This window comes from Mameliella sp. LZ-28, assembly GCF_012274245.1.
Lineage (GTDB): Bacteria > Pseudomonadota > Alphaproteobacteria > Rhodobacterales > Rhodobacteraceae > Antarctobacter > Antarctobacter albus.
Genome location: NZ_JAANYX010000003.1, coordinates 14018 through 38128, shown reverse-complemented (window position 1 = coordinate 38128; position 24111 = coordinate 14018). Strand labels below are relative to the sequence as shown.

The 24111-nt window shown below is 63.0% G+C and carries 29 protein-coding genes; 25 read left to right on the top strand and 4 right to left on the bottom strand.

What is annotated here, in order from left to right; genetic code table 11:
• Window positions 1-23 precede the first annotated feature (23 nt).
• The 12 genes from G9Q80_RS02160 to G9Q80_RS02105 all read left to right on the top strand — a co-directional run bounded on the left by G9Q80_RS02160 (window position 24) and on the right by G9Q80_RS02105 (window position 10436).
• On the top strand, window positions 24-1766 hold the full coding sequence (locus tag G9Q80_RS02160) for a fumarate reductase/succinate dehydrogenase flavoprotein subunit (protein WP_088716451.1): 1743 nt from the start codon (window positions 24-26) through the stop codon (window positions 1764-1766).
• A 21-nt stretch (window positions 1767-1787) separates the two neighbouring features.
• Window positions 1788-2030 (top strand): 4Fe-4S dicluster domain-containing protein, encoded by a 243-nt coding sequence (locus G9Q80_RS02155; RefSeq protein WP_043144807.1) that lies wholly within the window; start codon window positions 1788-1790, stop codon window positions 2028-2030.
• 8 nt (window positions 2031-2038) lie between these two features.
• A complete protein-coding gene (locus G9Q80_RS02150; protein ID WP_088716452.1) occupies window positions 2039-2992 on the top strand; it encodes a HEAT repeat domain-containing protein in 954 nt (317 codons plus the stop codon).
• A gap of 310 nt (window positions 2993-3302) precedes the next feature.
• The gene (locus tag G9Q80_RS02145) at window positions 3303-4673 is read left to right on the top strand and encodes an ABC transporter substrate-binding protein (protein ID WP_074622981.1); all 1371 of its coding nucleotides are present in this window, start codon (window positions 3303-3305) and stop codon (window positions 4671-4673) included.
• 75 nt (window positions 4674-4748) lie between these two features.
• Complete coding sequence (locus G9Q80_RS02140) at window positions 4749-5639, top strand: ABC transporter permease (protein ID WP_069086716.1); 891 nt, start codon at window positions 4749-4751, stop codon at window positions 5637-5639.
• Window positions 5639-6304: a hypothetical protein gene (locus G9Q80_RS02135; protein WP_088716453.1), complete on the top strand. Its 666-nt coding sequence runs from the start codon at window positions 5639-5641 to the stop codon at window positions 6302-6304. The genes G9Q80_RS02140 and G9Q80_RS02135 overlap by 1 nt, the downstream gene beginning before the upstream one ends.
• Entirely contained in the window at window positions 6297-7133 is an 837-nt protein-coding gene (locus G9Q80_RS02130) for an ABC transporter ATP-binding protein (RefSeq protein WP_083242211.1), read from the top strand. The genes G9Q80_RS02135 and G9Q80_RS02130 overlap by 8 nt, the downstream gene beginning before the upstream one ends.
• Window positions 7130-7720 carry an SCO family protein gene (locus tag G9Q80_RS02125; RefSeq protein WP_043144803.1) on the top strand — a complete coding sequence of 197 codons (591 nt, stop codon included), beginning with the start codon at window positions 7130-7132 and terminating at the stop codon, window positions 7718-7720. The genes G9Q80_RS02130 and G9Q80_RS02125 overlap by 4 nt, the downstream gene beginning before the upstream one ends.
• Window positions 7717-8148, top strand: a complete 432-nt coding sequence (locus G9Q80_RS02120; protein WP_088716454.1) for a copper chaperone PCu(A)C — start codon at window positions 7717-7719, stop codon at window positions 8146-8148. The genes G9Q80_RS02125 and G9Q80_RS02120 overlap by 4 nt, the downstream gene beginning before the upstream one ends.
• Window positions 8138-8713, top strand: a complete 576-nt coding sequence (locus G9Q80_RS02115) for a c-type cytochrome (RefSeq protein WP_088716455.1) — start codon at window positions 8138-8140, stop codon at window positions 8711-8713. Before G9Q80_RS02120 ends, G9Q80_RS02115 begins: the two co-directional genes overlap by 11 nt.
• On the top strand, window positions 8710-9435 hold the full coding sequence (locus tag G9Q80_RS02110; RefSeq protein ID WP_052244698.1) for a Crp/Fnr family transcriptional regulator: 726 nt from the start codon (window positions 8710-8712) through the stop codon (window positions 9433-9435). The genes G9Q80_RS02115 and G9Q80_RS02110 overlap by 4 nt, the downstream gene beginning before the upstream one ends.
• Complete coding sequence (locus tag G9Q80_RS02105; RefSeq protein ID WP_088716456.1) at window positions 9432-10436, top strand: YeiH family protein; 1005 nt, start codon at window positions 9432-9434, stop codon at window positions 10434-10436. Before G9Q80_RS02110 ends, G9Q80_RS02105 begins: the two co-directional genes overlap by 4 nt.
• 8 nt (window positions 10437-10444) lie before the next feature.
• Here the strand turns inward: G9Q80_RS02105 and G9Q80_RS02100 are convergent, their stop codons facing one another.
• A complete protein-coding gene (locus G9Q80_RS02100; RefSeq protein ID WP_088716457.1) occupies window positions 10445-11188 on the bottom strand; it encodes a sulfite exporter TauE/SafE family protein in 744 nt (247 codons plus the stop codon).
• A gap of 205 nt (window positions 11189-11393) precedes the next feature.
• On the bottom strand, window positions 11394-12818 hold the full coding sequence (locus G9Q80_RS02095; protein ID WP_088716458.1) for an MFS transporter: 1425 nt from the start codon (window positions 12816-12818) through the stop codon (window positions 11394-11396).
• Window positions 12819-12889: 71 nt separating this feature from the next.
• Here G9Q80_RS02095 and G9Q80_RS02090 point away from each other — a divergent pair, with 71 nt between their 5' ends.
• The 5 genes from G9Q80_RS02090 to G9Q80_RS02070 all read left to right on the top strand — a co-directional run bounded on the left by G9Q80_RS02090 (window position 12890) and on the right by G9Q80_RS02070 (window position 17437).
• Complete coding sequence (locus tag G9Q80_RS02090; RefSeq protein ID WP_069208600.1) at window positions 12890-13294, top strand: helix-turn-helix domain-containing protein; 405 nt, start codon at window positions 12890-12892, stop codon at window positions 13292-13294.
• A gap of 361 nt (window positions 13295-13655) precedes the next feature.
• Window positions 13656-14423: a paraquat-inducible protein A gene (locus tag G9Q80_RS02085; protein WP_088716459.1), complete on the top strand. Its 768-nt coding sequence runs from the start codon at window positions 13656-13658 to the stop codon at window positions 14421-14423.
• Window positions 14393-15025, top strand: a complete 633-nt coding sequence (locus G9Q80_RS02080; protein ID WP_043144800.1) for a paraquat-inducible protein A — start codon at window positions 14393-14395, stop codon at window positions 15023-15025. The genes G9Q80_RS02085 and G9Q80_RS02080 overlap by 31 nt, the downstream gene beginning before the upstream one ends.
• Window positions 15022-16821: a PqiB family protein gene (locus G9Q80_RS02075; RefSeq protein ID WP_232788296.1), complete on the top strand. Its 1800-nt coding sequence runs from the start codon at window positions 15022-15024 to the stop codon at window positions 16819-16821. Before G9Q80_RS02080 ends, G9Q80_RS02075 begins: the two co-directional genes overlap by 4 nt.
• Window position 16822: 1 nt before the next feature.
• Window positions 16823-17437 (top strand): PqiC family protein, encoded by a 615-nt coding sequence (locus G9Q80_RS02070; RefSeq protein ID WP_052244694.1) that lies wholly within the window; start codon window positions 16823-16825, stop codon window positions 17435-17437.
• Window positions 17438-18432: 995 nt separating this feature from the next.
• Here G9Q80_RS02070 and G9Q80_RS02065 read toward each other — a convergent pair.
• Both G9Q80_RS02065 and G9Q80_RS27965 read right to left on the bottom strand, forming a co-directional pair.
• Entirely contained in the window at window positions 18433-19314 is an 882-nt protein-coding gene (locus tag G9Q80_RS02065; protein WP_088716462.1) for a hypothetical protein, read from the bottom strand.
• A 151-nt stretch (window positions 19315-19465) separates the two neighbouring features.
• On the bottom strand, window positions 19466-19810 hold the full coding sequence (locus G9Q80_RS27965; RefSeq protein ID WP_232788297.1) for an AAA domain-containing protein: 345 nt from the start codon (window positions 19808-19810) through the stop codon (window positions 19466-19468).
• 350 nt (window positions 19811-20160) lie between these two features.
• Here G9Q80_RS27965 and G9Q80_RS02055 point away from each other — a divergent pair, with 350 nt between their 5' ends.
• The 8 genes from G9Q80_RS02055 (at window position 20161) to G9Q80_RS02025 (ending at window position 24057) form a co-directional block, all read left to right on the top strand.
• Entirely contained in the window at window positions 20161-20595 is a 435-nt protein-coding gene (locus G9Q80_RS02055; protein WP_210426134.1) for a hypothetical protein, read from the top strand.
• Window positions 20592-20969, top strand: a complete 378-nt coding sequence (locus G9Q80_RS02050; RefSeq protein WP_133066449.1) for a hypothetical protein — start codon at window positions 20592-20594, stop codon at window positions 20967-20969. Before G9Q80_RS02055 ends, G9Q80_RS02050 begins: the two co-directional genes overlap by 4 nt.
• Window positions 20970-21006: 37 nt before the next feature.
• Window positions 21007-21837, top strand: coding sequence for a transglutaminase-like domain-containing protein (locus G9Q80_RS02045; protein ID WP_390624895.1), 831 nt, complete (start codon window positions 21007-21009; stop codon window positions 21835-21837).
• A 140-nt stretch (window positions 21838-21977) separates the two neighbouring features.
• Complete coding sequence (locus G9Q80_RS02040; protein ID WP_088716464.1) at window positions 21978-22268, top strand: hypothetical protein; 291 nt, start codon at window positions 21978-21980, stop codon at window positions 22266-22268.
• Entirely contained in the window at window positions 22265-22480 is a 216-nt protein-coding gene (locus G9Q80_RS27775) for a hypothetical protein (RefSeq protein ID WP_043144793.1), read from the top strand. Before G9Q80_RS02040 ends, G9Q80_RS27775 begins: the two co-directional genes overlap by 4 nt.
• A gap of 8 nt (window positions 22481-22488) precedes the next feature.
• A complete protein-coding gene (locus G9Q80_RS02035) occupies window positions 22489-23424 on the top strand; it encodes a transglutaminase family protein (protein ID WP_088716465.1) in 936 nt (311 codons plus the stop codon).
• A 190-nt stretch (window positions 23425-23614) separates the two neighbouring features.
• Window positions 23615-23821 (top strand): cold-shock protein, encoded by a 207-nt coding sequence (locus G9Q80_RS02030; RefSeq protein ID WP_043144792.1) that lies wholly within the window; start codon window positions 23615-23617, stop codon window positions 23819-23821.
• Window positions 23818-24057, top strand: a complete 240-nt coding sequence (locus G9Q80_RS02025) for a hypothetical protein (protein ID WP_088716466.1) — start codon at window positions 23818-23820, stop codon at window positions 24055-24057. Before G9Q80_RS02030 ends, G9Q80_RS02025 begins: the two co-directional genes overlap by 4 nt.
• The last annotated feature ends 54 nt before the right edge of the window (window positions 24058-24111 follow it).

The following is a 24111-nucleotide window of genomic DNA, read 5'->3' as shown; positions in this document are numbered from 1 at the left end:
ACAGAATTCAAGGAGCCCCTGGCATGGACGAGATTCTCGACGGTCTGACCCAGATCGAATGCGACATCCTGGTGATCGGCGGCGGCACCGCCGGACCGATGGCCGCGCTCAAGGCCAAGAAGAAGAACCCCAAGGCCAACGTAGTGCTGCTGGACAAGGCCAACGTGAAACGCTCGGGCGCGATCTCGATGGGCATGGACGGGCTGAACAACTCGGTCATCCCGGGCTATGCCACGCCAGAGCAGTACACCAAGGAAATCACCGTCGCCAATGACGGCATCTGCGACCAGGCGGCGGTCTATCGCTACGCGCAGGAGTGTTACGGCATCATCCAGGAACTGGATGACTTCGGCATTCGGTTCCAAAAGGACCAGAACGGCGAATACGACGTCAAGAAGGTGCACCATATCGGCACCTACGTCTTGCCGATGCCGAACGGCGACACGGTCAAGAAGGCGCTCTATCGCCAGTTGCGCAAGGCGCGCATCAACATCGTCAACCGCTACATGGCCACCCGCCTGCTGACCGGCGAGGGCCGCATCGCGGGCGCGGTCTGCGTCAACACGCGCACGGCGGAATTCCTCGTGGTGCGGGCCAAGGCCGTCATCATGGGGCTGGGCGCCGCCGGGCGGCTGGGCCTGCCGACCTCGGGCTATCTCTATGGCACCTATGAGAACGCGTCGAACTCTGGCGAGGGCTATGCGATGGCCTACCACGCGGGCGCCGGTCTGGCGAACCTGGAGTGTTACCAGATCAACCCGCTGATCAAGGATTACAACGGTCCGGCATGCGCCTACGTCGCCGGTCCGATGGGCGGCTACACCGCCAACGCGCAGGGCGAACGCTTTATCGAGTGCGACTACTGGTCGGGCCAGATGATGCAGGAGTTCTACGACGAACTGCAGGGCGGCAAGGGGCCGGTCTATCTCAAGCTCAACCACCTGGCGGAGGAAACCATCAGCGAGATCGAGCGCGTGCTGCACATCGTCGAACGCCCGACCCGCGGGCATTTCCACAAGGGCCGCGGCACCGACTACCGCAAGCAGATGATAGAGATGCACATCTCGGAAATCGGCTTCTGCTCGGGGCACTCCGCCTCCGGCGTCTTTGTCGACGAACACGCGCGGACGACGATCCCCGGCCTCTATGCGGCGGGTGACATGGCGAACGTGCCCCACAACTACATGCTGGGGGCCTTTACCAACGGGTCGTTCGCCGGTCTGGACGCGGCCGATTTCATCGCCGACGTGGACTTCGCCGCCTTCGACGAGGCCGAGGTGGAAGCAGAGCGCAGCCGCGTTCTGGCACCGACCAAGCGCGACGATGGTATCCCGCCCAATCAGATCGAATACAAGACCCGCCGCCTGGTGAACGACTACCTGCAACCGCCCAAGGTGACGGCCAAGATGGAACTGGCCCAGCAGCGTTTCGAAGAGGTCCGCGAGGACATGGAACAGGGCATGTACGTCCGCGACTCTCACGAGCTGATGCGCGCGCTCGAGGCCTCCTCGATCCTGGATTGCGCCGACATGGCGGCCAGCGCCTCTCTCTACCGCACCGAAAGCCGCTGGGGTCTTTACCACAACCGCGTGGAATACGACCGCGATGACGACAACTGGTTCTGCCACACGATCCTGACCAAGGGCGACGACGGCAAGCCGGCGCACCGCAAGCAGGAGGTGAAACCCTACATCGTCGAAATCGCCGAGGACGAGAAGGACGCCTACAACAACCAGCGCGTCGGTGCCTCGGTCGCGGCCGAATAACGAACAGAAGGAGACAGACAGATGCCTCTCGCCCAGACCGCGACCACCGTTCCCGTCACCGTGAATGCCGATCTCTGCATCGCCGACAAGGGCTGCACCGTCTGCGTGGATGTCTGCCCGCTCGACGTGCTGCGCATCGCCGAGACCGAGGACGGATCCAAGACGGCCTACATGAAATACGACGAGTGCTGGTACTGCATGCCCTGCGAGGCCGACTGCCCCACTGGCGCCGTCACCGTGAACCTTCCCTACCTGCTGAAGTGAGGACAAAGATGAGCGGACTTTTCGAAGATTTCGACGACATCGCGGACCTCGCCGAGGGGCTGGACGACCCGGTGCCCGGCGCGCGGATCATGGCGGTGATCGACCTGACCGACAGCGCCGATCCGGCGGCCATTCCCCACCTTGCCCGCGCCATCGCCGACGAGGACGCCGGCGTCCGCAAGCAGGCCGCCCAGGGGCTGACCGATTTCGACGGGCCCGAGGTCGCCGCGGCCCTGGTTTCGGCGCTGACCGATCCTGACCCGGCAGTCGTGGCCGCGGCCTCGGTGTCACTGACCGAACTCAAGGACCCGACGTCCGGGGATGCGATCCTGCCGCACCTGGGGGACGCGAACGAGGTCAAGCTGACCGCCTGCCTCGCCGGGATCAAGGAGTTGCGTCGGCCAGAGGCCATGACGCCCGCCGTCGCCGCGCTGAAACACGCTGCCCCCGGTGTGCGGGCGCAGGCGGTTGGCGTGATCGGCTGGCTGCAGGACGAAACCTCCCTGCCCGCGCTGCAGGATGCCGCGCATGATACGGATGTCAACGTGCGGCGCACGGCGCTGGCGGCAATGGGGTTCTCGCAGTCCGAGGCCGCGCAATCGGCCCTGATCGCGGCCCTGACAGATCCGGAATGGATCGTGCGCGAGGCTGCCGCGGAAACGCTGGCGAAGTCCGGCGGCCCGTCCTGCATCCCTGCCCTGCGCGGCGCCCTGGCCGACGACTATTGGCAGGTCCGGCTGAAGGCCGTGCGGTCCCTAGGAAAGCTGGGCGCGACCGAGGCGGCGATGGAAATCGCGCCGATGATGGACCTGCCCGTGCCCAACCTGCGCAAGGAATGCGCCGCAGTTCTGGGCGAACTCGCTGTGCCGGCGACGGCCTCGTACCTGAAGAAATATGCCGACGACAACGACCCGGATGTGCGCAAGAACGTGCGTTGGGCGCTGGAGCGCATGGCCGCCTGAACAGGCACGTTCCCACTGAAATCGCTGCATTTTTAATCCTCCCGGGCATCGCTCCCCCGGGGGGTATTCGCGCATCCGAATTGCAATTCAAGTTACTGAGATAAAACGATAATTTTATATGCGATTCGCAGATCGGCGGTCCGAATTGCGGCGCCTTAGCGGTCATCAGCCACAAATCAAGCACAAAAAGAGGGCAATCCGGAAATCCGGTCCGAAAGCACCCCCGCGACCTTTTACAGGGCGCATCGAAGGGCCGGATACTGCTGGAGGAACGATCGACGACTTCTCGGAAACTCACAGGAGAGACGTGATGAAGACCTTCCTCAAAACCACCCTTACGAGTACAGCCCTGGTCCCCCTCGCATTCGCGGCATGGGCCGAAGAGATCACGATTGCGATCGGGCACCAGTCGATGTGCACAGACACCTACACGGCGGGCATCGTCGTCAAGGAACTCGGCCTGCTGGAAAAATACCTACCCACGGATGGCGAATATGCCGACGCGGAATGGAACATCACCTGGTCCGACTATAGCTCTGGCGGGCCGATCACCAACCAGATGCTGGCCAACAAGCTGAACATCGGCGTCATGGGCGACTATCCCCTGATCGTGAACGGTGCCAAGTTCCAGGAAACCGACAGCCTGCGGTCGATCTATGTCGCGGGCACCGGCTATAACCTCAAGGGGTCGGGCAATGCCATCGTCGTGCCGGTCGAGAGCGACATCTATTCCATCGACCAGCTGCGCGGCAAATCCGTCTCGACGCCGGTCGGCTCCGCCGCCTGGGGCATGTTGCTGAAGGCGATGCAGGACAACGACATGCCCGCGGGCGAATACGTCCTGAAGAACCAGAGCCCCGCCGTGGGCGCGGCCAATATCGCGGCTGGCAAGATCGACGCGCACAGCGATTTCTGCCCCTGGTCCGAGATCATGGAATTCCGGGGCACGGGCCGCAAGATCTATGACGGCTCCGAGGCTGGCGTGCCCTACCTGCACGGCGTCGTCGTCCGCGAGGATTTTGCCGAAGAGTATCCCGAGGTCGTCGAGGCCTTCCTGAAGGCCGTGATCGAGGCGGGCGAGTGGATCCGCGAGGATCCGATGCGCGCCGTGACCGAGATGGAGACCTGGACCGGGGTCGAGAAAGAGGTTCTGTACCTCTACTTCTCCAAGGGCGGGCACCTGACGCTGGATCCGACGATCAAGGCCGAATGGGTCGATGCGCTGAAATTCGACCACGGTGTCCTGGTGCGCGAAAAGGCGATCCCGCCGCTGGATTTCGACGCCTGGATCACCGAGGACTACATCAAGGCCGCCTATGCCGACATGGGGCTGGACTACGAGGCCGACAAGGCGGCGACGGTCGATCCGAAAGAGGCCAACGCCGGCCTGCCAGCCGAGATCTGGCATGCGCGTGACGGCGTGTCGACCTATGAGACCATGCCCGAATTCCTTGCCGCCGTGGCCGCGATGCAGGGTACCGGGGCCAAGCTGAATGCCACCTATGTCTACGACAGCGAAACCGGGCTGAAGCTCTTTGGCAAGACCGCCTTCTGGGTCAAGGCCGGTGAGGACTACGCCACCTTCCTGCGCAAGGGCGAGGCCGAGACCTATGCCGCAAGCCATTCGGGCGAGGTCATCACCTTCGACGCCGCCATCGCGGATTTCACCTCCGAGGGCTGACCCCTTCCCCTCCAGAAAAGGCCCGGGGCGGACGTTCCGCCCCGGGTACGCAGCAAGCTCCACCGGAGGCAAGCCATGTCCCAAGCGCTGAAGACGACCGAAACCCCGCCCGTAAACGCCACGCCGGAACCGGCAGTTGTGGCCAGCCCAGCGCCGCCACCGGCCGGGCCAACCCTTCGCCTGCCACGGATCAGCGCCGCGCAACTGGGCAACCTGGGGCTGGTCGCGCTTTCGCTGACGCTGGGCGTGCTGGCCTGGCACCTGCTGACCGCCAACAACGTGGATTTCTACATCAACTTCCAGAATGTCCCCTCGCCCTGGCGCGTCTTCGACGCCTTCGTGACGCATGTGCAGACCGGGATCTTCTGGACCCATATCGGCGTCTCGATGCGCCGTATCCTGATCAGCTATTCGCTGGCCTGCGCCCTTGGCATCGGGATCGGCCTGGTGATGGGACGATCGCGCCTCGCCCGGGCGCTGATCATGCCCTACATCGAAGTTGTACGCCCCATTCCCGCCGTGGCCTGGATACCGCTGGCGATCCTGATGTGGCCGACCGAGGAAAGCTCGATCATCTACATCACCTTCCTTGGCGCGCTCTTTCCCATCGTGCTGAACACCCTGCACGGAGTCGAACAGACGCCCGAGGTGCTGGTGCGGGCCACGCAGTCGCTGGGTGCCTCGCGCTGGAACGTGTTCCGGCATGTGGTCATCCCGGCCGCCCTGCCCTCGATCGCGGCGGGTCTGGCCATCGGCATGGGGGTCAGCTGGTTCTCGCTTTTGGCCGGAGAGATCATCTCGGGGCAATACGGCATCGGCTATTTCACCTGGAACGCCTACAGCCTGATCAACTATCAGGACATCGTCGTCGGCATGCTGGTGATCGGGTTCCTTGGCACCGGCTCGACCGCGGCGGTCAAGTTGCTGACCGCGCCGATGCTGGCCTGGCAGAAACGGACGCGGTGATGGCCCTGCTCACCATCATCGCGGGCGAGATCCGCCAGCGCTGGCGACACCTGCTGCTCTGGGGCGTCCTCTTCGCCCTGCTGCACCAGGTCGCCATGTTCGCCGCGCTCCTGCTGCGGTTCCGCGCCTGGCCTAATTACGTCACCTTCTACGACTGGCTCGGCAACGTGCTGCACATCATCCGGTCCACGCCATCGGTGCGCGACATGGTCGGGATCATCCGCGAAGAGTGGCTGATCGAGATCGGGCGCATGAACTACGACTACGGCACCGGCATTTCCGAGTGGAGCCTGAACATCATGCCCTCGCGCCTGCTGGTGCTGTGCCTGCTGGGGGCGATGGTGGGGCTGGCCTTCTCGCTCTTGCACCGGACGGCCTGCGCCGCTCCGGCCCGCAATAGCCTCAGGGCGACAACCGGGATGGGCGCCTTTCTCGTGGCGCTGACCAACGTCACGATGAGCTGGGTTGTCTGCTGCGCCACGCCCTCGTGGGTTGTCGGCCTGGCGATGCTCGGCCTCGGCACCTCGACCTCATTGGCGCTGGAACGCTCCGGCCCGCTGCTGTCGGTCCTGGGCTTCGGCCTGCTGACGGCGCTGATCCTCTACCTCGCGTGGCGCAAATCGCGCCCCGCTCAACAGTCAAAGGGAGTCCCGGCCCATGCTTGATATCCTCAAATTCAAGGCCCCTCAGCAACGCGATGACATCGGCAAGGGCCGCATCGAGGTCAAGGACGTCTCGATCACCTTCGGGAAGGGCAAATCGGCATACCGCGCAACCGAGACCACCGACATCACCATCGAGGCGGGCGAATTCGTCTGCATCCTGGGGCCGTCCGGCTGCGGCAAGTCCACGCTCCTGAATGCCATCGCCGGCTACGTCGAACCCTCGACAGGCGCGGTCCTGGTCGACGGCAAGGAGGTGCGCAAACCCGGGCCGGACCGGGGCATGGTCTTTCAGCAGTATTCGCTGCTGCCCTGGAAGACGGTCTATGAAAACGTGGCTTTCGGCCCCCGCATGGCCGGGCATTCCCGGACCGAATCCGGATCGACCGCCAATACCTTCCTCGAACTCGTGGGGCTGAAGAAATTCGGTGACCGCTACCCGGCGGAACTGTCGGGCGGGATGCAGCAACGGGTCGGCATCGCGCGGGCGCTGGCGAATTACCCGTCTGTCCTGCTGATGGACGAACCCTTTGGCGCGCTCGACGCGCAAACACGCCTGATGATGCAGGAAAGCCTGCTGGATATCTGGCGCAAGTTCGGCACGACGGTTGTCTTTGTCACCCATGACGTCGACGAAGCGGTGTTCCTGGCCGACCGCGTCCTGATCATGAGCGCGGCCCCTGGGCGCATCATCGAGGACGTGCGCATCGACCTGCCCCGCCCACGCTCGACCGACATGGCCACCGAACCGGCCTACATGCAGGCGCGCCAGCACTGCCTGGCCACGATCAAGGCCGAAAGCCGCAAATCCTTCGAAAGCCAGAACGCATGAGACGCCTTGCCATTCTCCTGTCGCTCATTGCCGCGCCGCTGATGGCCCAGGTCCAGGGCGTCGAACTGGACGAGCCCGTGGCCCTGCCCGCCTTTCACCTGGAAAACGATCTGGGCGAGACCTTGGACAAGGACGCCCTAAACGGACACTGGACGCTGGTGATGTTCGGCTTTCTTTCCTGCCCCGATGTCTGCCCCTTCACCCTGGGCAACCTCGAGGCCGCCGTCTCCGAGACATCAATGCGGGTACGGCCGGACAATGTCCCGCAAGTGGTCTTTGTCTCGGTCGATCCGGCGCGAGATTCCGGGACCGTCAGTGACTACGCGCGCTATTTTCACCCGGATTTTCGCGGCTTCACCGGCACGCGCGACCAGATCGACACCCTGATCGAGGCGACAGACAGTTTCTATCGCCTGATGAAACCGGATGCCTCGGGCTATTACGAGGTGCAGCACAGTTCCGCGGTCTCGGTGATCGCCCCGGACGGGACTCTGCGGGCCAAGCTGCAGCCGCCGTTTGACCCCGGCGCCACCGCCGAATTCCTTGCCCGTCTGCAAATCGCCTACCGCAGGAGCCTGAACCAATGAAACGCCTTGCTGTCTTTTCCCTCTCGCTGATGATGCCCCTCGCCGCCTCCGCCGGCGGCCTGACCGTTTCGGACGCATTCGTGCCGATGGCCCCGCCGGGCGTCATGGCCCATGCCGCCTACTTCAACCTGACCAACGACGGCCCGGAAACGCACCGCCTGATCGGCGTCCGGGCCGAGGGATACGCGATGGCGCATCTGCACCGCTCCGAGGACATGGGGGACGTGGCGACGATGTCCGCGGTGGATGCCATCGACATCGCCGCCGGTCAGAGCATCGTCTTCACCCCCGGCGGGCTGCACGTCATGCTGATGCATCCTGCCGCGAAGCAGGCAGAGGGCGACACGGTCCTGCTCACCCTGACGTTTGCGAACGGGGAAACCCTGCCGGTGCAGGTTCCGGTCACACGGTTGCGGCATGGGTCCTAAAGCCGCCTTCATCGCCATTGCGCTGGCAATGGCGGCACCGGCCAGCGCCGATTTCGACGCCGAGGCCTTTCCACCCTACGAACGCTGCGCGCTCTGCCACGGACTGTTCGGGGTGTCAGCCAATGCCCGCTTTCCCAACCTCGCGGGACAAGAGCCGGTCTACATCGAAAACCAGGTCCGCGCCTTCCTGTCGGGAGATAGACACAACGACGGGGGGCAGATGAGCAGCATCGTGACCGAGCTGAAACCCGAGGAGATCGCGGTGGTGGTCGAGTGGTTCTCGACCCAGGATCCGCCCGCCCCGGCGCCTCAGGGGAATGCCGAGGGCCGCGCCCTCTACGAGGCGCGGAACTGTGGCACCTGCCATGACGCCGAGACCCCGTATCTGGGCGTGCCCCACCTTACCGCGCAGCACGCGGGTTACCTGGTCAAACAGATGCGGGACTTTCGCGATGGCACGCGCGGCACGCACCTGGGGTGCCTTCCCCACGGGCCGATGATGCCTGCCGACGACGGCGAGATCGCGGCCATCGCCGCCTACCTTGCCTCGGCGCCGCGCCCATGAGCGAAGAGACCGACATCGACAACACCGGCCCCGGCGCGATCTACCTGTCGGAGTATTTCCTCGAACTCAACGAGGGCGCCGGTTTCCTCGCCAGCCTGTCCCCGGATCAGCGCAAGAAAGTCCGCAAGCTTGGCACGCGCTGCAGCTTTGCCAAGGGGGAAGGCATCTTTCACCAGGGCGCGGCCCATACCGGCGTCTGGGTGATCGAGGAAGGCCGCGTGCGGACCTTCTACACCGGCCCTTCGGGGCGCGAGATCACCCTCGCCTACTGGAGCCCGGGCCATTTCGTCGGCGGGCCAGAGGTCTTTGGCCGCGGCCGACACGTCTGGTCAGCGGATGCGCTGGAGGACTGCCAACTGCTGTTCCTCTCCGGCACCAGCCTGCACCACCTGGTCCGGGAAGTGCCTGAGGTGGCGATCGCCGTGATCGACGGGCTGGTGGCCAAGGGCAAGAGCTATTCCGCACTGATCCAGATGCTGGGCACGCGCACCGTGTCCGAGAGGCTGCGACAGCTGCTTGTCATCCTCGCCGATGCGCATGGGCGCGAGGAAGGCCAGACCATCGTCGTGGATCGCACCCTGACCTATGAACAGATCGCCGCCATCGTGGGCGCCACCCGACAGTGGGTCACGCAATCGCTGGACAAGTTGAAATCCGCCGGCGTTCTCGAGATAACGCGCAGCGAGATCATCATCCACAACCTCGAAAGCCTGGAAGAATGAACCTAACGCGCGTCTCGCCGCCGCTGTCGATCCTCCGCGCCCGCGCCGAAGAGCACCTGCCCGGCGTCGCGGTGGCCGTGGTCATCAGCATCGCCGCCTTTGCCATCGCCGCACGCTATGACGCGCCGGTCATGCTGTTTGCGCTGTTGCTGGGCATGGCCATGTCCTTCCTGGCCGAAGATGAACGCACCGCAACCGGGATCCGGCTGGTGGCCTCGACCGGGCTGAAACTGGGGGTCGCCCTGATGGGGCTGCGTATCTCGTTCGAGCAGTTGTTTGACCTCGGCCCCGCGGTCTTCCTGCTCATCCTCCTGGGCAGCGCAAGCACGATCCTGCTGGGACTGGCCATCGGACGGGCGATGGGCTGGTCCGGGCCTGCCTCTCTGATCGCTTCCGGAGCCGTTGCGATCTGTGGCGCCTCGGCGGCTCTGGCGCTGGCCTCTGTCACCCGTGGGTTCCAGGGCAAGGATGATCACACCCTGCTGGTCATCATGACCGCGACGGCCCTGTCGACGGTGGCGATGATCTTCTACCCGGTTCTCCTCGGGCTGGCCGGGTTCGACTTTTTGCAAGAGGGCATCATCCTAGGCGCCTCCATCCACGATGTCGCGCAAGTGATCGGGGCCGGGTTCTCCGTGTCGGAAACCACCGGAGAGACCGCCACGCTGGCCAAGATGACGCGGGTCGCGATGCTGCCGGTCCTGCTCTTGCTGGTGACGACCGGGACAGAACAGGCACGTGGCGGTTTCCGCCTGCCCTGGTTCGTTGTCGCCTTCGTCGTCCTGATGATGCTCAACCAGGTGGTCGCCCTGCCCGCCGCTGTCATGGACGGCAGCAGGACGTTGTCCGGCGCGCTGTTGGTCACCGCCGTCGCCGCCTTGGGCCTGGGCAGTGCGCCCCGCAAACTGCTGCGCGCCAGCGGCGGGGCCTTTGCCCTGATGGCCGGCCTGTCGATCTGGCTGCTGGCGGTTGCTGCGCTGGGTGTCTGGCTCTGGGCCTGATTTCCCGCTCAACGCAGGACGGTGAGCAAGCCGGCCAGCAAGAGAACCATAGACAACAGAGGCTGCAACCGCCCCGGCGCCAGGGCCTGCGCCCAACGGGCCCCGGCGATGACGCCGACCACAACCGGCAAGACAAGCAGTGCCACAAGCTGCACGTCGATCACGTTCAGGACCGCAAAGCCGATACAGGCACAGCCAGTCACCGGCAGCTGGATCACCTGCGCCATACCGGTCACTTCGCGCGGGTCCTTCCCCAGCCAGAGCAGCGGTGGAACCAACAGCAGCGGGCCGCTTGTTCCCGACAGGGAAGAGCCCAGCCCCACCATGCCGAACAGCGCGCCGAACACCGAGCCGGACATGCCTTCGGACTTGGTTGGTCCGGCATCCCGGTTCCGGAGACTGCCGACGAAACCCAGCGCACAGACCGTCACCATGCCACATGTGATGACCCCGGGCGGCACGACGGGCAGCAGGACCGCCCCGATCATGGCCCCCAGCCCCGCTGGCACGAAAGACGCCAGCGCCGCCCGCCTGTCGACCCGGCCATGTCGGGCAAAGACACAGGACCCCGCAAGGCCCGAGCAGAGAGCGACCGTCATGCCCACAGGGATCGCCTGCGCAATCGGAACCTCGCAGATCAGGGCAATCATCGGAACAAGCAGCACACCCCCGACCGAGGTCGCCCCCATGAGCCCCCCGATCGCAAGCGCCGAGGCCGCCAGCGCGGCAAGCTGAAGAACAGAATAATCCATACCCGTTTCAACCAGATTCCGCAGGTTGCCGCAGGCAAGTTGTTGTCACCAAGCCTTTGAAATCGGGGAAACTCCCATGTTTTTTGGTGCCTGACCACAGCCGCCGCAGGATCTGTCACGCGATCGCCAGCCCCACCCATCCGCACTTCGCTGCAGGACATGCGGTCCCTCTTGCGAAAGACCGCTTCGGAGAGGCCAGATCGGCTCAGCCACTCCGCCGGAGTGACAGTGTCCTGTATCGACCACTGGCCAGGCTCCGCAGGGCCAGGGCCAATGTGACCAAGGCCAGCACCGCGGTGCCCGCGAAGGTCATCGAAAAGGCCCTTCCGACCTCCTCGGCCGTCGCTTGCGTGGCATCCCCGGTGCCCAGGAAGATGACAAAGACGGTCGACATCGCGGATGCGCCGGTCATCAGCCCAAGGTTTCGAGAAAGCCCCAGAAGCCCGGACAGCCGACCGCGTTGCGCCTGCGCGGCACCAGACATGACCGCAGTGTTGTTTGCCGCAAGGAACATCTGGAATGCCGGGGTCAAGGCCACCAGCGCGGCGACATATCCCCCAACCCCGAAGAGACGCGGCAGGTAGGCCAGGCAAAGCAGTCCAATGATGATCTGACCCAGCCCCAGGACCATCACCCGGCCTGCGCCCAGTCGGTCGGTCAACCAGCCCGACGGGATCCCGGACACCGCGGCAACCGCAGGCCCCACGGCGAGAACAAGACCGACTTGCGCTTCGCTCAACCCCAATGAAAAGGCCAGGAAGAATGGGCCGACCACCAGGGTGGACATCATGACCGTGCCTATGGCGAGGTTCATGGCAAAACCGATGCCCACGGCCCGATCTCGCAACAGGCCCATCGGCACAAGCGGCGCCGCCACGCGGCATTCCAAGAAAACAAACAGAAGAATCGCGATCAGTGCACCGGACATCAGCACAGGTGGCGACACCGGTACGCCAGAAACGCCCCCGCTCGTCGCGAGGGCATATGCCGCAAGGGCCACCACCAGCACAAGCGTTCCCGGCAGATCCAGTTCGCGGACGGAAACCGCATTTCGCCGGTGGTCTGACCTGATCGACCAGGCAACCAGGACCAGCGCCGCACAGGCAAACCCGGCGAGCAGCCAGAAGGCCAAGCGCCAGTCGCTCCAGGCCAGGAGCAAACCACCCAGCGACGGCCCGAGCGCCGTTCCAAAGGCAGATGTGGTCCCAAGAAGGCCCATCGCCATGCCAAGCCGCCCTTCCGGAACCAGGTCACGGGCCAGGGACATCGGCAGCGCGATCAGGATCGCCCCACCCAGTCCCTGCGCGGCGCGCCCCGCAACCAGAACACCAAGACCCGGTGCGGTTGCGCAAATGACCGAGGCGACAGCGAAAAGATTGAGCCCGCCGATCAGCACGCGGCGATGACCGAAGAGGTCGCCAATGCGACCGGCCGAGACGATGGCGATGGTCACCGAGACGAGATAGGCCAAAACGACCCACTGTACCTCGGTCACCGACACGGCAAAGCTGCGGGTCAACGTGGGCAACAGGACCGAGGCAACGCTGATCCCAAGCGATGCGGATAGGGTCGCCCCTGCCAATGCGATCAAGACAGGTATGGCGGTGCGGTTCTGCGATGCGGTGTTCATGGAGGGGGTCCTCTTGCCTTGAGTGCCAGTGGACAGCTACCCTGCCACTTCAAGTCAACTTTAGGTCAACCATGAATCTTCTCGACATCGGCGCGGTGTCCAGACACAGCGGCATCCCGCCCTCGACGCTTCGGTACTACGAGGAAATCGGCCTGATCCAATCGGTCGGCCGGCACGGGCTGCGTCGGCAGTTCGATACCCCGGTGCTGACGCAACTAGCTTTGATCTCGTTGGGGAAACTGGCCGGGTTCTCGCTTGACGACATCAAGGGGATGTTCGCCGGGGATGGGTCTCCGCAATTGCCGCGCCCCGAGCTGCACCAGCGCGCCGACATGCTCGATCAGCAGATCAAGGGGCTGACACGGCTGAGGGATGCCTTGCGCCATGTCGCCGATTGCCCGGCCGAGACCCACATGGACTGTCCGAAGTTCAAACGCCTGATGGAGTTTGCCAGCCGCACCGCAAACAGGCGCTAATGGAATGAGAGCGGACGGTGCGAGACGATATCCCAAGGCAGGACCAAGGACTGCGTGTCAATCGGCACAGACTATGGTCCCCTTATCGGCGTCCAAAGATGACCCCTTCCGGCGCCACGGAATCTGGCCCTATGCGGTGTGACCTCCACACAGCGCAGCCGCATCCGGCCAGCGGCGGTCTCGATACAAGCGGGCCTTGGAGCGGCAGATCTTGTTGCCGATTTCCACGATGTCGCAATGATGGTTCAGGCGGTCGGGTAAGCGCGGTAGAAGACCGCGCGCTTTCCCGATGCCCCTGTTGTCAAAGTTAAAGACGCGCAAGGGGCTTGAAGTTTGCTGGCGCAATCAACCTGTCAGGCCAATGCCCGTCAGCCGTGAAAACCATCGCCCCGATGGACCAACGACCTACCATGCACTAACACTCGACGCGGAACAATCAGGCGGGGCCGATCATCGTCCCTGCCCAACGCGAGGCAAAGGAGGAAGGTGCGTGACAACAGAACTGCCAGCCGATTTCGCCGGCAAACCGCTCATCGCCTGTCCGACTTGCGACACCTTGCATGTCGAGCCGAGTGTTCCGACAAATCATGCCGCATGCTGCCGGCGTTGCGGTCGGGTTCTGGCCGCTCCCCGAGAGAACGCAGTGCGCAATGTTCTTGCCTTGGCAGTGACGTCGACCATCCTGATGACCGGCGCGGTTTTCTTTCCGTTCATCGAATTGCAGGCGGCGGGCCTGCACAACCGCGCTTCCGTGCTGGACGCCGCAATGGCTTTTTCGCAGGGGATCATGGCGCCGCTCGCCATTGCCGTGGCCTTTCTCATCATCCTGATTCCAACCGCCCGCCTGGTCGCGATCATCTACACCCTCCTCCCCCTGGTCCAGAAGCGGCAGCCCTACCGGTTCGCAGCACATGCCTTCAGGCTGGCCGAACGCTTGCGCCCCTGGTCGATGGCAGAGATATTTGTTCTTGGTGTCGCCGTGGCGCTGGTCAAGGTCGCCGGGCTGGCCACGGTCAGCCTTGGTCCCGCGTTCTGGGCTTTTGCAGTTCTCGTTGTCGTCAACGTCCTTCAGGACAACACGATGTGCCGGTATACAATATGGAAATCCCTGGAAACGACGCGGCGCTGATCTCGGCGCAACGCGCGGGCCTGGTCGCCTGCAGCCATTGTGGCCGGGTCTATCCCCCGGGAACGGAGAGCTGTGGCCGCTGCGGCTCGGGACTGGACCCGGACGGGCGCCAGTCCCTGCAGGCCGTCTGGGCCTGGCTTGCAGCGGGGGTCCTTGTCTACATCCCCGCCAACATCTACCCTATGCTGAGGACAAACACGCTGCTCGAAAGCTCGGAAAGCACGATTGTCGGCGGCGCGATCGAGCTTTTCCACCACGGCGCCTATGCGGTGGCCGCCATCGTCTTCGTCGCCAGCATCCTGATCCCGATCGGAAAATTCCTTGCCATCGGCTACCTGGCCATGAGCCTGGGACGCCGCTCGCGGATGTCGGTCCATCATCGGCACATGCTTTTCGAAGTGGTCGAATTCATCGGCCGCTGGTCCATGATCGATGTTTTCGTGGTTGCGATCCTCTCTGCCCTTGTCCATCTGGGTTCGGTCGCTAACGTTAACCCTGGGATTGCGGCAGTCAGTTTCGCGCTTTCGGTAGCCTTTACGATGTTGTCTGCGCAAAGCCTCGACCCGAGGCTGATCTGGGACGCAGACGAGGAGGACCGATGACCGAACCTTCCCCGGCAGACCCTATCGTGCGCCCTGCTCGGCGCGGGCCGATGTCGCGGCTGTCGCCTGTCTGGCTGGTACCGATCCTTGCACTTGCGGTGTCTCTGGGCATCGCCTGGCAAAGCTACGCTGAAAGGGGCGTGCTGATCGAGATCGCCTTTCCAAGCGCCTCTGGCGTGGCCGCAGAGAAGACCGAGCTGAAATACCGCGAGGTTTCTGTAGGGCTCGTCGAAACAGTCAGCTTTTCCGACGACCTGTCCGAGGTCATCGTCGCGGTGCGGGTGGATCGCAAGCTTGCGCCTTACATGGACGAGGATGCGCGTTTCTGGGTCGTCCGGCCCGAGGTGTCCGCGCAGGGCATCAGCGGTCTGAACACCGTGCTGTCGGGCGTCTACATCGAGGGCAGCTGGGATTCCGAGGCCGGAACCGCGCAGACTGCTTTTACGGGGCTGGCACGCGCGCCATTGGCCGATCCGACGCGCAAGGGCACGGCGATACAGCTGTCCGCGCGCGATGGAAATTCGATCGTGGCCGGCGCGCCGATCCTCTATCGCGGCATCCCCGTGGGGGCGGTGGAGGCACCTGAACTGACCGATACCGGCGACGGCGTCATCATACGCGGTTTCGTCGAGGCCCCACATGACCGCAACCTCTCGACCAACACGCGCTTCTGGGACATCTCGGGCGTTTCGGTCTCTCTGGGGCCGGGTGGCGTGTCGCTGGATTTCTCGTCCGTCGCCTCGCTGGTGCAGGGTGGGATCAGCTTTGACACGATGGTCGCCGGCGGCGAGGCCGTGGAACAGGGGCAGGTCTTTCCGCTCTACGCCAATCAGGCCGCGGCGCGGGCCAGCCTGCTGGACGACCCGAGCCTCGACAGCCTCAAGGTGCTGGCCGTGTTCGACGGATCCATTGGCGGCCTGTCGGAAGGGGCGATCGTCCGGTTTCGCGGCGTGCAGGTGGGCGCGGTCGAAAACGTCGCCATGATCGCCTCGGACCAAAGCGGCCGCAAGGTCGTGCAACTGCATGCGACCCTTGCCATCAACCCGGCGCGGCTGGGCCTTGGCGAAGGGGCCGGACCGGAGGACGGGCTGAATTTCCTGCGCGACTACGTCGCCCAGGGTCTGCGCGTCCGGCTGGCGACGGCAAGCCTGCTGTCGGGCCAGTTGGTCGTCGACCTCGTGGAATTGCCGGAGGCAGAGGCCGCGGAAGTCACGATGACAGAGGACAAGCTGCCGCAACTGCCCACGGTCGAGGCCGACGTCGCCGATCTGAACGCAACGGCCGAAGGCGTGTTCCAGCGGATCAACAACCTGCCCGTCGAGGAGCTTCTTACGTCGCTGCAATCGTTGATCGACTCGGCGAATACCATCGTGGCGGCCGAGGAAACGCGCGCGCTTGTGCCCGGCATCAATGCCACGATGGCGGAATTGCAGACCCTGGTCCCGGATCTGAAGGCAACGCTTGCCAAGACCGAGGCGACACTGGAAGAGGCCCGCAAGATCACGGCTGGCCTGCGCGAAAGCGGGGCGACCGAGAACGTGAACAAGGTGTTTTCCTCGGCCGCCGCCGCGGCTGACGCGGTGGAAATTGCGGTGGCGGAACTGCCCAAGCTCACGGCGCGGCTCAATACGCTTGCCGCCCGGACCGAAAACGTGCTCAGTGCCTATGACGACAGCTCGCGCCTGATCACCAATGCCCTGTCGACGTTGCGCGATATCAGCGAGGCCGCAGACGCCTTGCGCACCTTGGCGCGGACGCTCCAAAGAAACCCGAACTCGCTGCTGATGGGACGGTGACATGACCTTCAAGACACTGGCTGCGGCCCTTGCCATATTTAGCCTGACCGCTTGCGGCACTGGTGGCCCACAGTACCTCGTGGAAAGCAAACCTTCCGACCTGCATGTGCGGGCCAGCGTCTCGACGCTGCTGGTCCGGACGGTCAGCCTGCCGACCTATGCGGCGGACGAAAAGATCGCGATCCAGGACGAGAAAGGCGTCGTGCGGGAGGCCGAGTTCGGCCTTTGGGCGGATGAGCCGGAACGCGCGACGACGCTTCAGGTGAGCCGGCAGTTGAACCAGATGACCTCTGCCAAAGTGGCACCCGAGCCCTGGCCGCTCCCGGAGCCGCCGCAGGGGGTGCTGGACATCAGGTTCGAGACCTTCATTGCCACAAATGAGAACGTGTTCCGCATGTCGGGGCAGTACTTCATGGGGTCCGAAACGCCGGACCCCATCGACGACCCGGATTTCGACAAGCCGCCGCGCCAAGTGCCTCCGCCGCTCCCATCCAAGGCGCGGCTTTTCGACATTGCCATCCCGCTTGCGAACAAGGGACCGGCCGCCATCGCCGCGGCACAAGCAGCGGCTCTCACATCCCTCACAGAAAGTATTGCCCGGGATCTGTCTCGCTGAAATGGAACGGCCAAACTGGGCTGGCCACTGCCCGCAGACCAGGTCCTACGTCCCACTGGGTGGTGTTTCAGTTCAAGATGGCGCCGATCCATCAGCGGCAGCGGGCGCAATGTTTGAACTGCTTCTCGGACCAACCACCGGTCGCGCAAATAATGATGGTAGCCCACGCGCTGTCTGACGTCAGCGCCATTGGGACAGTTTTGGGTGATTTGGACTCCTGGCACATCGTAGCCACCAAGGCGTAAATGCAAGACAGAAACCCGGGGCCGTCCGGGGCCTTCCAATCCTGCGCTTCGGAAACCCTGCCTCCAGACGCTGTGCCGCGACACCAAGCAAATCCCGCTTTTTTTAGCGGCCAATCCGCCTCCGGTGCGATGAGCCAATCCAGATCTCCACGTGCCAAGGCATTTGTCTGGCGCATCGTGCCCTAATGCGAGATCATGGAAATGAATTCAGCGCCCGGGCGCTCACTCGGCTTCCTCGGCCTTCCGCTCGCCTATGACCTCTTTCGAATCTGCGTCCCAGCGCGCCGGGCTGTTTTGCGACAGATGCGGCACCACTGCGACGGTAATGATCTTCACAGGCAGTTAATGGAACTCCTGGCCCGCGCTAACCTGAAGAGTTGCCGGTTGACCAGCTTGGCAATGGCGTGCAGCCCGGATTTGCTGGCCAGCACCAGCAGCGCGAGTTTCTCGCCCCCGAGATCTTTCGGCCATCAGCAGAGGTGCGGGGTTTGCGGCCCCTGTGCCGGTCTCGGCTTGGCACTTGTTCCAATAGGTCCTGCTTCGGTCAGATCGTTGAGGCAAGTCCTGGGGTCTCACTGACGAGAGGCCGTAAGAAGATCCGAGGCTTGCAACGCGCAAGCTGTTCCTGAATGACGCCGGAATTTCCTTTCAGAGCCTTTTTGCAAAGTTCCCAAGCAAGCCTGATAAACTCGGCCAATGCTTCGTTTGCGAGATATCGGTCGACAAAATGTCCACGAATCTTGAACTGCTTTACGACTCCTTCGATGCCCAAAAACGAGTAGTTACCAATGCCAGGAAGGATGCCTTCATCCAGATCGCGGGCTGCTCCCCCTGACTGCCATTCCTCGCCGTCGCCACCGCGGCAAAAGGACTCCAGCCCTCTGAGTCATTAACTTCGGGGGGACTCTCCTCCTGCCGCTCATATTGCAGTATATCATGGATAATTTCATCGATATCAGCCGCGACTCTGGCTGGCATAATGTGGAATTTCCGGGTGGCTCGCCTCAACAACCACGGTCGCGCCATGAACGTCAAAATGAAGCGTTTCTTGGCGTTAGCCCTCAACTCATCATATTGAAAAGTCTTCTGGTCTGTATGAATAAGAGCACCATCAAATTGCGAATAGAAATGAAGTGCATAGATAAATGGGATGAAAAATATGGCGAGGTAGATTGGCAGGATAAAGCATCGTGCTGTTTTTATCGTGAAGAATGTCTCCAGCTCCGCCCAGATTTGAGAGACGGAATGCCATAGAATGGTCAAAGCCGCGATGGCCAATACCCATGCAAGCAGCTTATTGACAGCAGCGCGCTCCAGATCGCGCTCCGAGACGACTGCAAGTAGCGCGATGAATGTGACAATAGGTGTCAGGATCAACTGGGTGGGCAGACTAAACGTCTTCGCAACATATATAAACTCGATCAAAGTCGTCCCGCTGAGAACGGCTGTGGCATATCCGCGAAAATGTTGTGTTCCCTCTTTGGCTTCGAATGCGCGTAACAACAATGGCAGGCCGCCGACAAAGTACCAGACAGCCGTCGGCGCGATTTGACTGGATGTCCAAAGCCCGATCCTGCTCCCAGACCATGCAAGAAAGCCGATCCAACCGGCAAACGATTCGAAGATAATCATAATCTTCTGTCCGCTATCGCTCGGACGACCCCTAACAGCGATTTGCGAACGTCTTTCTTTATCGACACAAGGCCAAGAATCAAAACGACCCAAGCGGCTCCCGCAATTTCACGGTTGTTGAAGTTCTGAGTGATCCACGGCCAGATTTCGTTCATTCCGGAGATCCGAGGTTTCCGCCGTCGGGAAGATACCGGTTCAACACAGCGAACACGCCTGCAGATTTCCAAAGCTGCCTATTGCCAATCACGTACAAGGAAGCTTTTGCGCGGGTAACGGCCACGTTGACCAAGTTTGGCCTTCCGCCAGCCCAGGCCCGCGCTCCGTTTTGCGAAGACATCTGCGCGCCCAGAACGAAGACCACGACCCCGGCTTCACGGCCCTGAACGGTGTGAACCGTCCCGACATGTTCCCACACCCAGGCGTTCGGGTTGTCCACCCATCCATCCAGTACACGGCTTTTCAGGATTTCCTGTCGCAGGTTGTCCTGCACGATCACGAATGGCCGTTCTGCGTTTGGACTTGCCCTTGGGTCGCTGCGGACGAGATGTAAGCGCAGGAAATTCGGCGCAGCGGCCGAAAAGACTCAACACACGCCAATGGTTCCGGCAACCCAGCCAAAGCAACGCATCAGAGCTTGCCTTCGAAAGGCCGAGCTACGACTTGTTTTATGTAAAGAAATACTCTACAAGGTGGTGAGCCAAATAGGCTTTGCCGCATAGCGCGGCGCAGTTCTCATGACATCTATGCGTACGGTGAGGATCCGGAAGAATCGGGTTCAGGCCGTATTCCTGCCGCCGCACGTGCGTCACACGACTGCCGTGCGTTTTTGCGTGCGGCAGTCGTTTGATGACCTGTTTCGGCATCACAAAGCGACGCGGCGCTTTCTCCGCGGGAGGATTTCAAATAACCACTCCCGATTGGTTAAAGCCGGGTATCTACGGTGCCCTGCTCGGCGCTGCGGCCCTTGCCATCGTCGGTTTTTCCTGGGGCGGCTGGGTAACTGGCGGCACGGCAAAGGACAGGGCCGAGGACTTATCCCAGCAAACTCTGACCACGGCGATGGTTCCGATCTGTCTCGACATGGCGCGCAACGATCCGCAACGCCTGGCAAAGATCGAGACGATCCGTACCGCGTCGCGCTATCAACAGCGTGATGCCCTGATGGAGGCGGGCTGGGCCACCGTGCCCGGCGCTGACGGGCCAGATCGCGATATCGCGCAGGCTTGCCTTGCCGCCATCGATCTCGCCGCGCCCGACACCGGCGAGGTCGACAAGGGATGATGCGCGGCTTGGCCCGTGTGTTTGGCCAAATCGTTGCCGTTGTCCCGTTGGCGGGGCCTGCGCTTGCACAGGTTGGCACCGGCCCGGTTCCGGCACATGCCACGACGCGCAGCTACGGCGATGGCTGGACCTGCGACCTTGGCTTTCAGCTGACCGACGGCGCCTGCGTCAAGCTGACCCTTCCTGCCAACGCCTACGCCACGGGCCGGTCTTATGGTCCGGGCTGGTCTTCTATGCGCGGCTACGCGCCCAGCGACACGGCCTTTATCGCGATCACACTGCCTGAGAATGCACATCTCGATCGCTCGGGAACTCGATGGCGCTGCGACAAGGAGTTTACCTCGAAGAATGGAGTTTGCGCCCTTGAGCGATGACCAGCGCTGGAGACCAGCCGCCACATACACGCCCAGACTGCGGATGCATATCGGCTGCCGCATCAGCCATACATTGACCCAGCCGACACCGATGATCGCGATCCTGAACGCGCACTACTCGCGCTTTGGCGATCTAGAGCGGGCGGACTACCTCGTGACCGAGCCAAGCGTGCCGCTGGAAAGCTATCGCGACGGGTTCGGCAACTGGTGTACGCGGCTGGTGGCGCCTGCGGGCGAGTTCACGTTGACGACTGACGGGGTCTTTCGCGATGCGGGGCTGCCAGATCCGTTCAAGCCGGATGCAAGACAACATGCGGTGCAGGACCTGCCCTTCGAGACGCTCGTCTTTCTGTTGGGCAGCCGGTATTGCGATACGGACCTGCTGTCGGAACGGGCCTGGGCGCTGTTTGAACACACGGCGCCCGGATGGGCGCGCGTGCAGGCGATCTGTGACTACGTCCACGCCACGATCACCTTCGACTACATGCGGGCGGATGCCACGCGGACGGCGGCCCAGACGCTTGCGGGCGGCTATGGCGTCTGCCGCGACTTCACCCATCTGGCCATCGCCTTTTGTCGGTGCATGAACATCCCGGCGCGCTACTGTACCGGATATATCAGCGAGATCGGAGAACCGTTGCCCCATGCGGACGATGATTTCGCCGCCTGGATGGAGGTGTTCCTGGACGGCCAATGGTGGGTTTTCGATCCGCGCAACAACACACGCCGCACCGGTCGTATCCTCGTGGCGCGCGGGCGTGACGCGGCAGACGTGCCGCTCACGCAAATCTTTGGGCCGGGCACGTTGTCGGGCTTCGAAGTCTGGACCCGCGATGTCCAAAGCGACGGCGAGGACAACCGGGCATAAACACCCGGCCAACTAACTTTGGCGACACGCTGGCAATACGCCATGCGACCCGCGCCGTAGACCTTCCGCAGCACGCGCCGGTCTGTCCAACGGGACAGGCCGTGTCGCGCGTGTTTCCTCAGAAATCAAGGAGTGTTTCCATGACACAACCGACCACCCCGACCTTCTTCTTTGACAACCCGTTCGATCTTCCCGGCTTTGATGAAAGCATCGGCACGGGCGGTTTCCAACCTGTCGCCTTTCTCGATCAGATGCTGGCCGACCCGATGATCCGCCTCGTCATGACGGCGGACGGCGTTTCGGAAGCCGATCTCCGCCATCTGTACTGGTCCCGCGCGGCGCAAATGGCGCAAACCATCCCGCAACGCGCGCCTGTCGACGATGGGTCTGGCCCCTGTCCGGGAAGTCCGCGACCGGGGATCGGCGAATGAGCGACGAGATCAACACACTTCAAGGCAATTCCCACCCACGCGCAAAGGCGGACATCGCAGCCGATCGTATCTGTCTCTGCTGCCGCAAGACCTTTCCGAGTGCAGGCTTTGGCGAGCGCATCTGTCCGCGCTGCAAGGGATCGATAGCCTGGCGCGGCTCGGTGCCGGAAGGCGTTTCGACAGGGCGCCGTCGTGGCGGGCGATCAGCGTAGCGAAGTCCATGACCCGCCTGTCGATCATCCACAAAACCCGCTACACGTTTTGTCGCGACATCACCTTGGGTCGGCATCAACTTATGCTGCGCCCACGCGAGACACGGGATCTCAGCCTTGTCTCTTTCGATCTCGGGATCCGGCCCGCGCCCGTCCTCGACTGGTCGCACGATGTGGCCGGCAATGCCGTCGCCACTGCGCTTTTCCGGTCGCCGGCGCGCGAACTTGACATCACGGCAAGGATGGTAGTCGAGTTGCATGCGCCGGTCTGGCCGGTTTTCCCGATCGCCGCCTCGGCCATGCAGTTTCCCTTCACCTATTCACCGGATGAGCTGACGGACCTTGGCCCTCTCGCACAACCGCAATACTGGGATCAGTTCAAGCGCCTGCGTGGCTGGGTCGACCCGTTTGTCGCGCCGCAACCTACAGATACGCTGGCTCTGCTGAAGGACATCAGCAATGCCATCGCCGCGCAGATCCGTTATCAAGGCCGCGAGACCGAGGGAACGCAGGGGCCGCTCGAAACCCTCGATCGGGGCTGGGGGACCTGCCGTGATATCGCCGTTCTGTTTGCCGAGGCCGTCCGGCTCTTGGGCTTCGGGGCAAGGCTGGTCTCGGGTTATCTGTACAACCCGTCCGCCGAAAAAGTCGGCACGACGGATGCAGGCGCCACTCACGCCTGGGTCGAAGTTTTTGTGCCCGGCGCTGGATGGATCGCCTTTGACCCGACGAACAGATCCGTCGGCTCGGCCAACCTGATTGCTGTCGCGGTGGCGCGCAACATCCATCAGATTTCGCCCGTGTCCGGCAGTTTTCACGGCACCTATGCGGATTTCCTTGGACTCGACGTCACCGTCGATGTGCGCAGCGATGCGGACAATTCGACTGAAATCTCTCGTGCCGGAACCGACCTGCTACAGAGCAGCGTTGCGCCAGAAGCCTGAGGCACATCTTTCTTTGCTCGCGACCAACACCACCCTTGTGCTTTGCCGTCGGACACCCCACTTATAACGGGCCAATGTTTCTTCTCTTCGAATGCTGTCGCCGCTGACCCGGTTCCGGTTGATCGACTTGGATCGACTTTGCCGGGCTGTCGCGATCATGCGGGCAGCATTTCAATAGGAGACCACGGATATGGCCAATGGCACCGTGAAATGGTTCAACACCACCAAAGGCTTCGGCTTCATTCAGCCGGAACAGGGCAGCAAGGACATCTTTCTGCACATCTCCGCCGTCGAGCGGGCCGGCATCAGCCGTATCGAAGACGGCCAAGCCGTGACGTTCGATATCGAAACCGGACGTGACGGTCGCGAATCCGCCAGCAACCTGGCGCTCGCATGAAGCCGACGCTGGAAGACCTGCTCGCGGGTGTTCCAGCTCGGGAAGGGAACGGTGGGACGCCTCTGGCCCCCAGCGTTTCCGCCTCCAAGGCAAAGACCGCCGAGCCGGTCACCCAAATCGACAAGACGACCGCGAACGCCAAGCGCGTTCTCGACGAAGAAGCTCAGGCCCGCGCTGACAAGACGGCCCAGCTCAAGGCTGCCCGCGAAGCCCGCGACGGCTCTGGCAAGACCTGATCGCGTCGGCCTCAGCGGCCGTGCGATGATCCCGACCCGTACAGCATTTTCCAA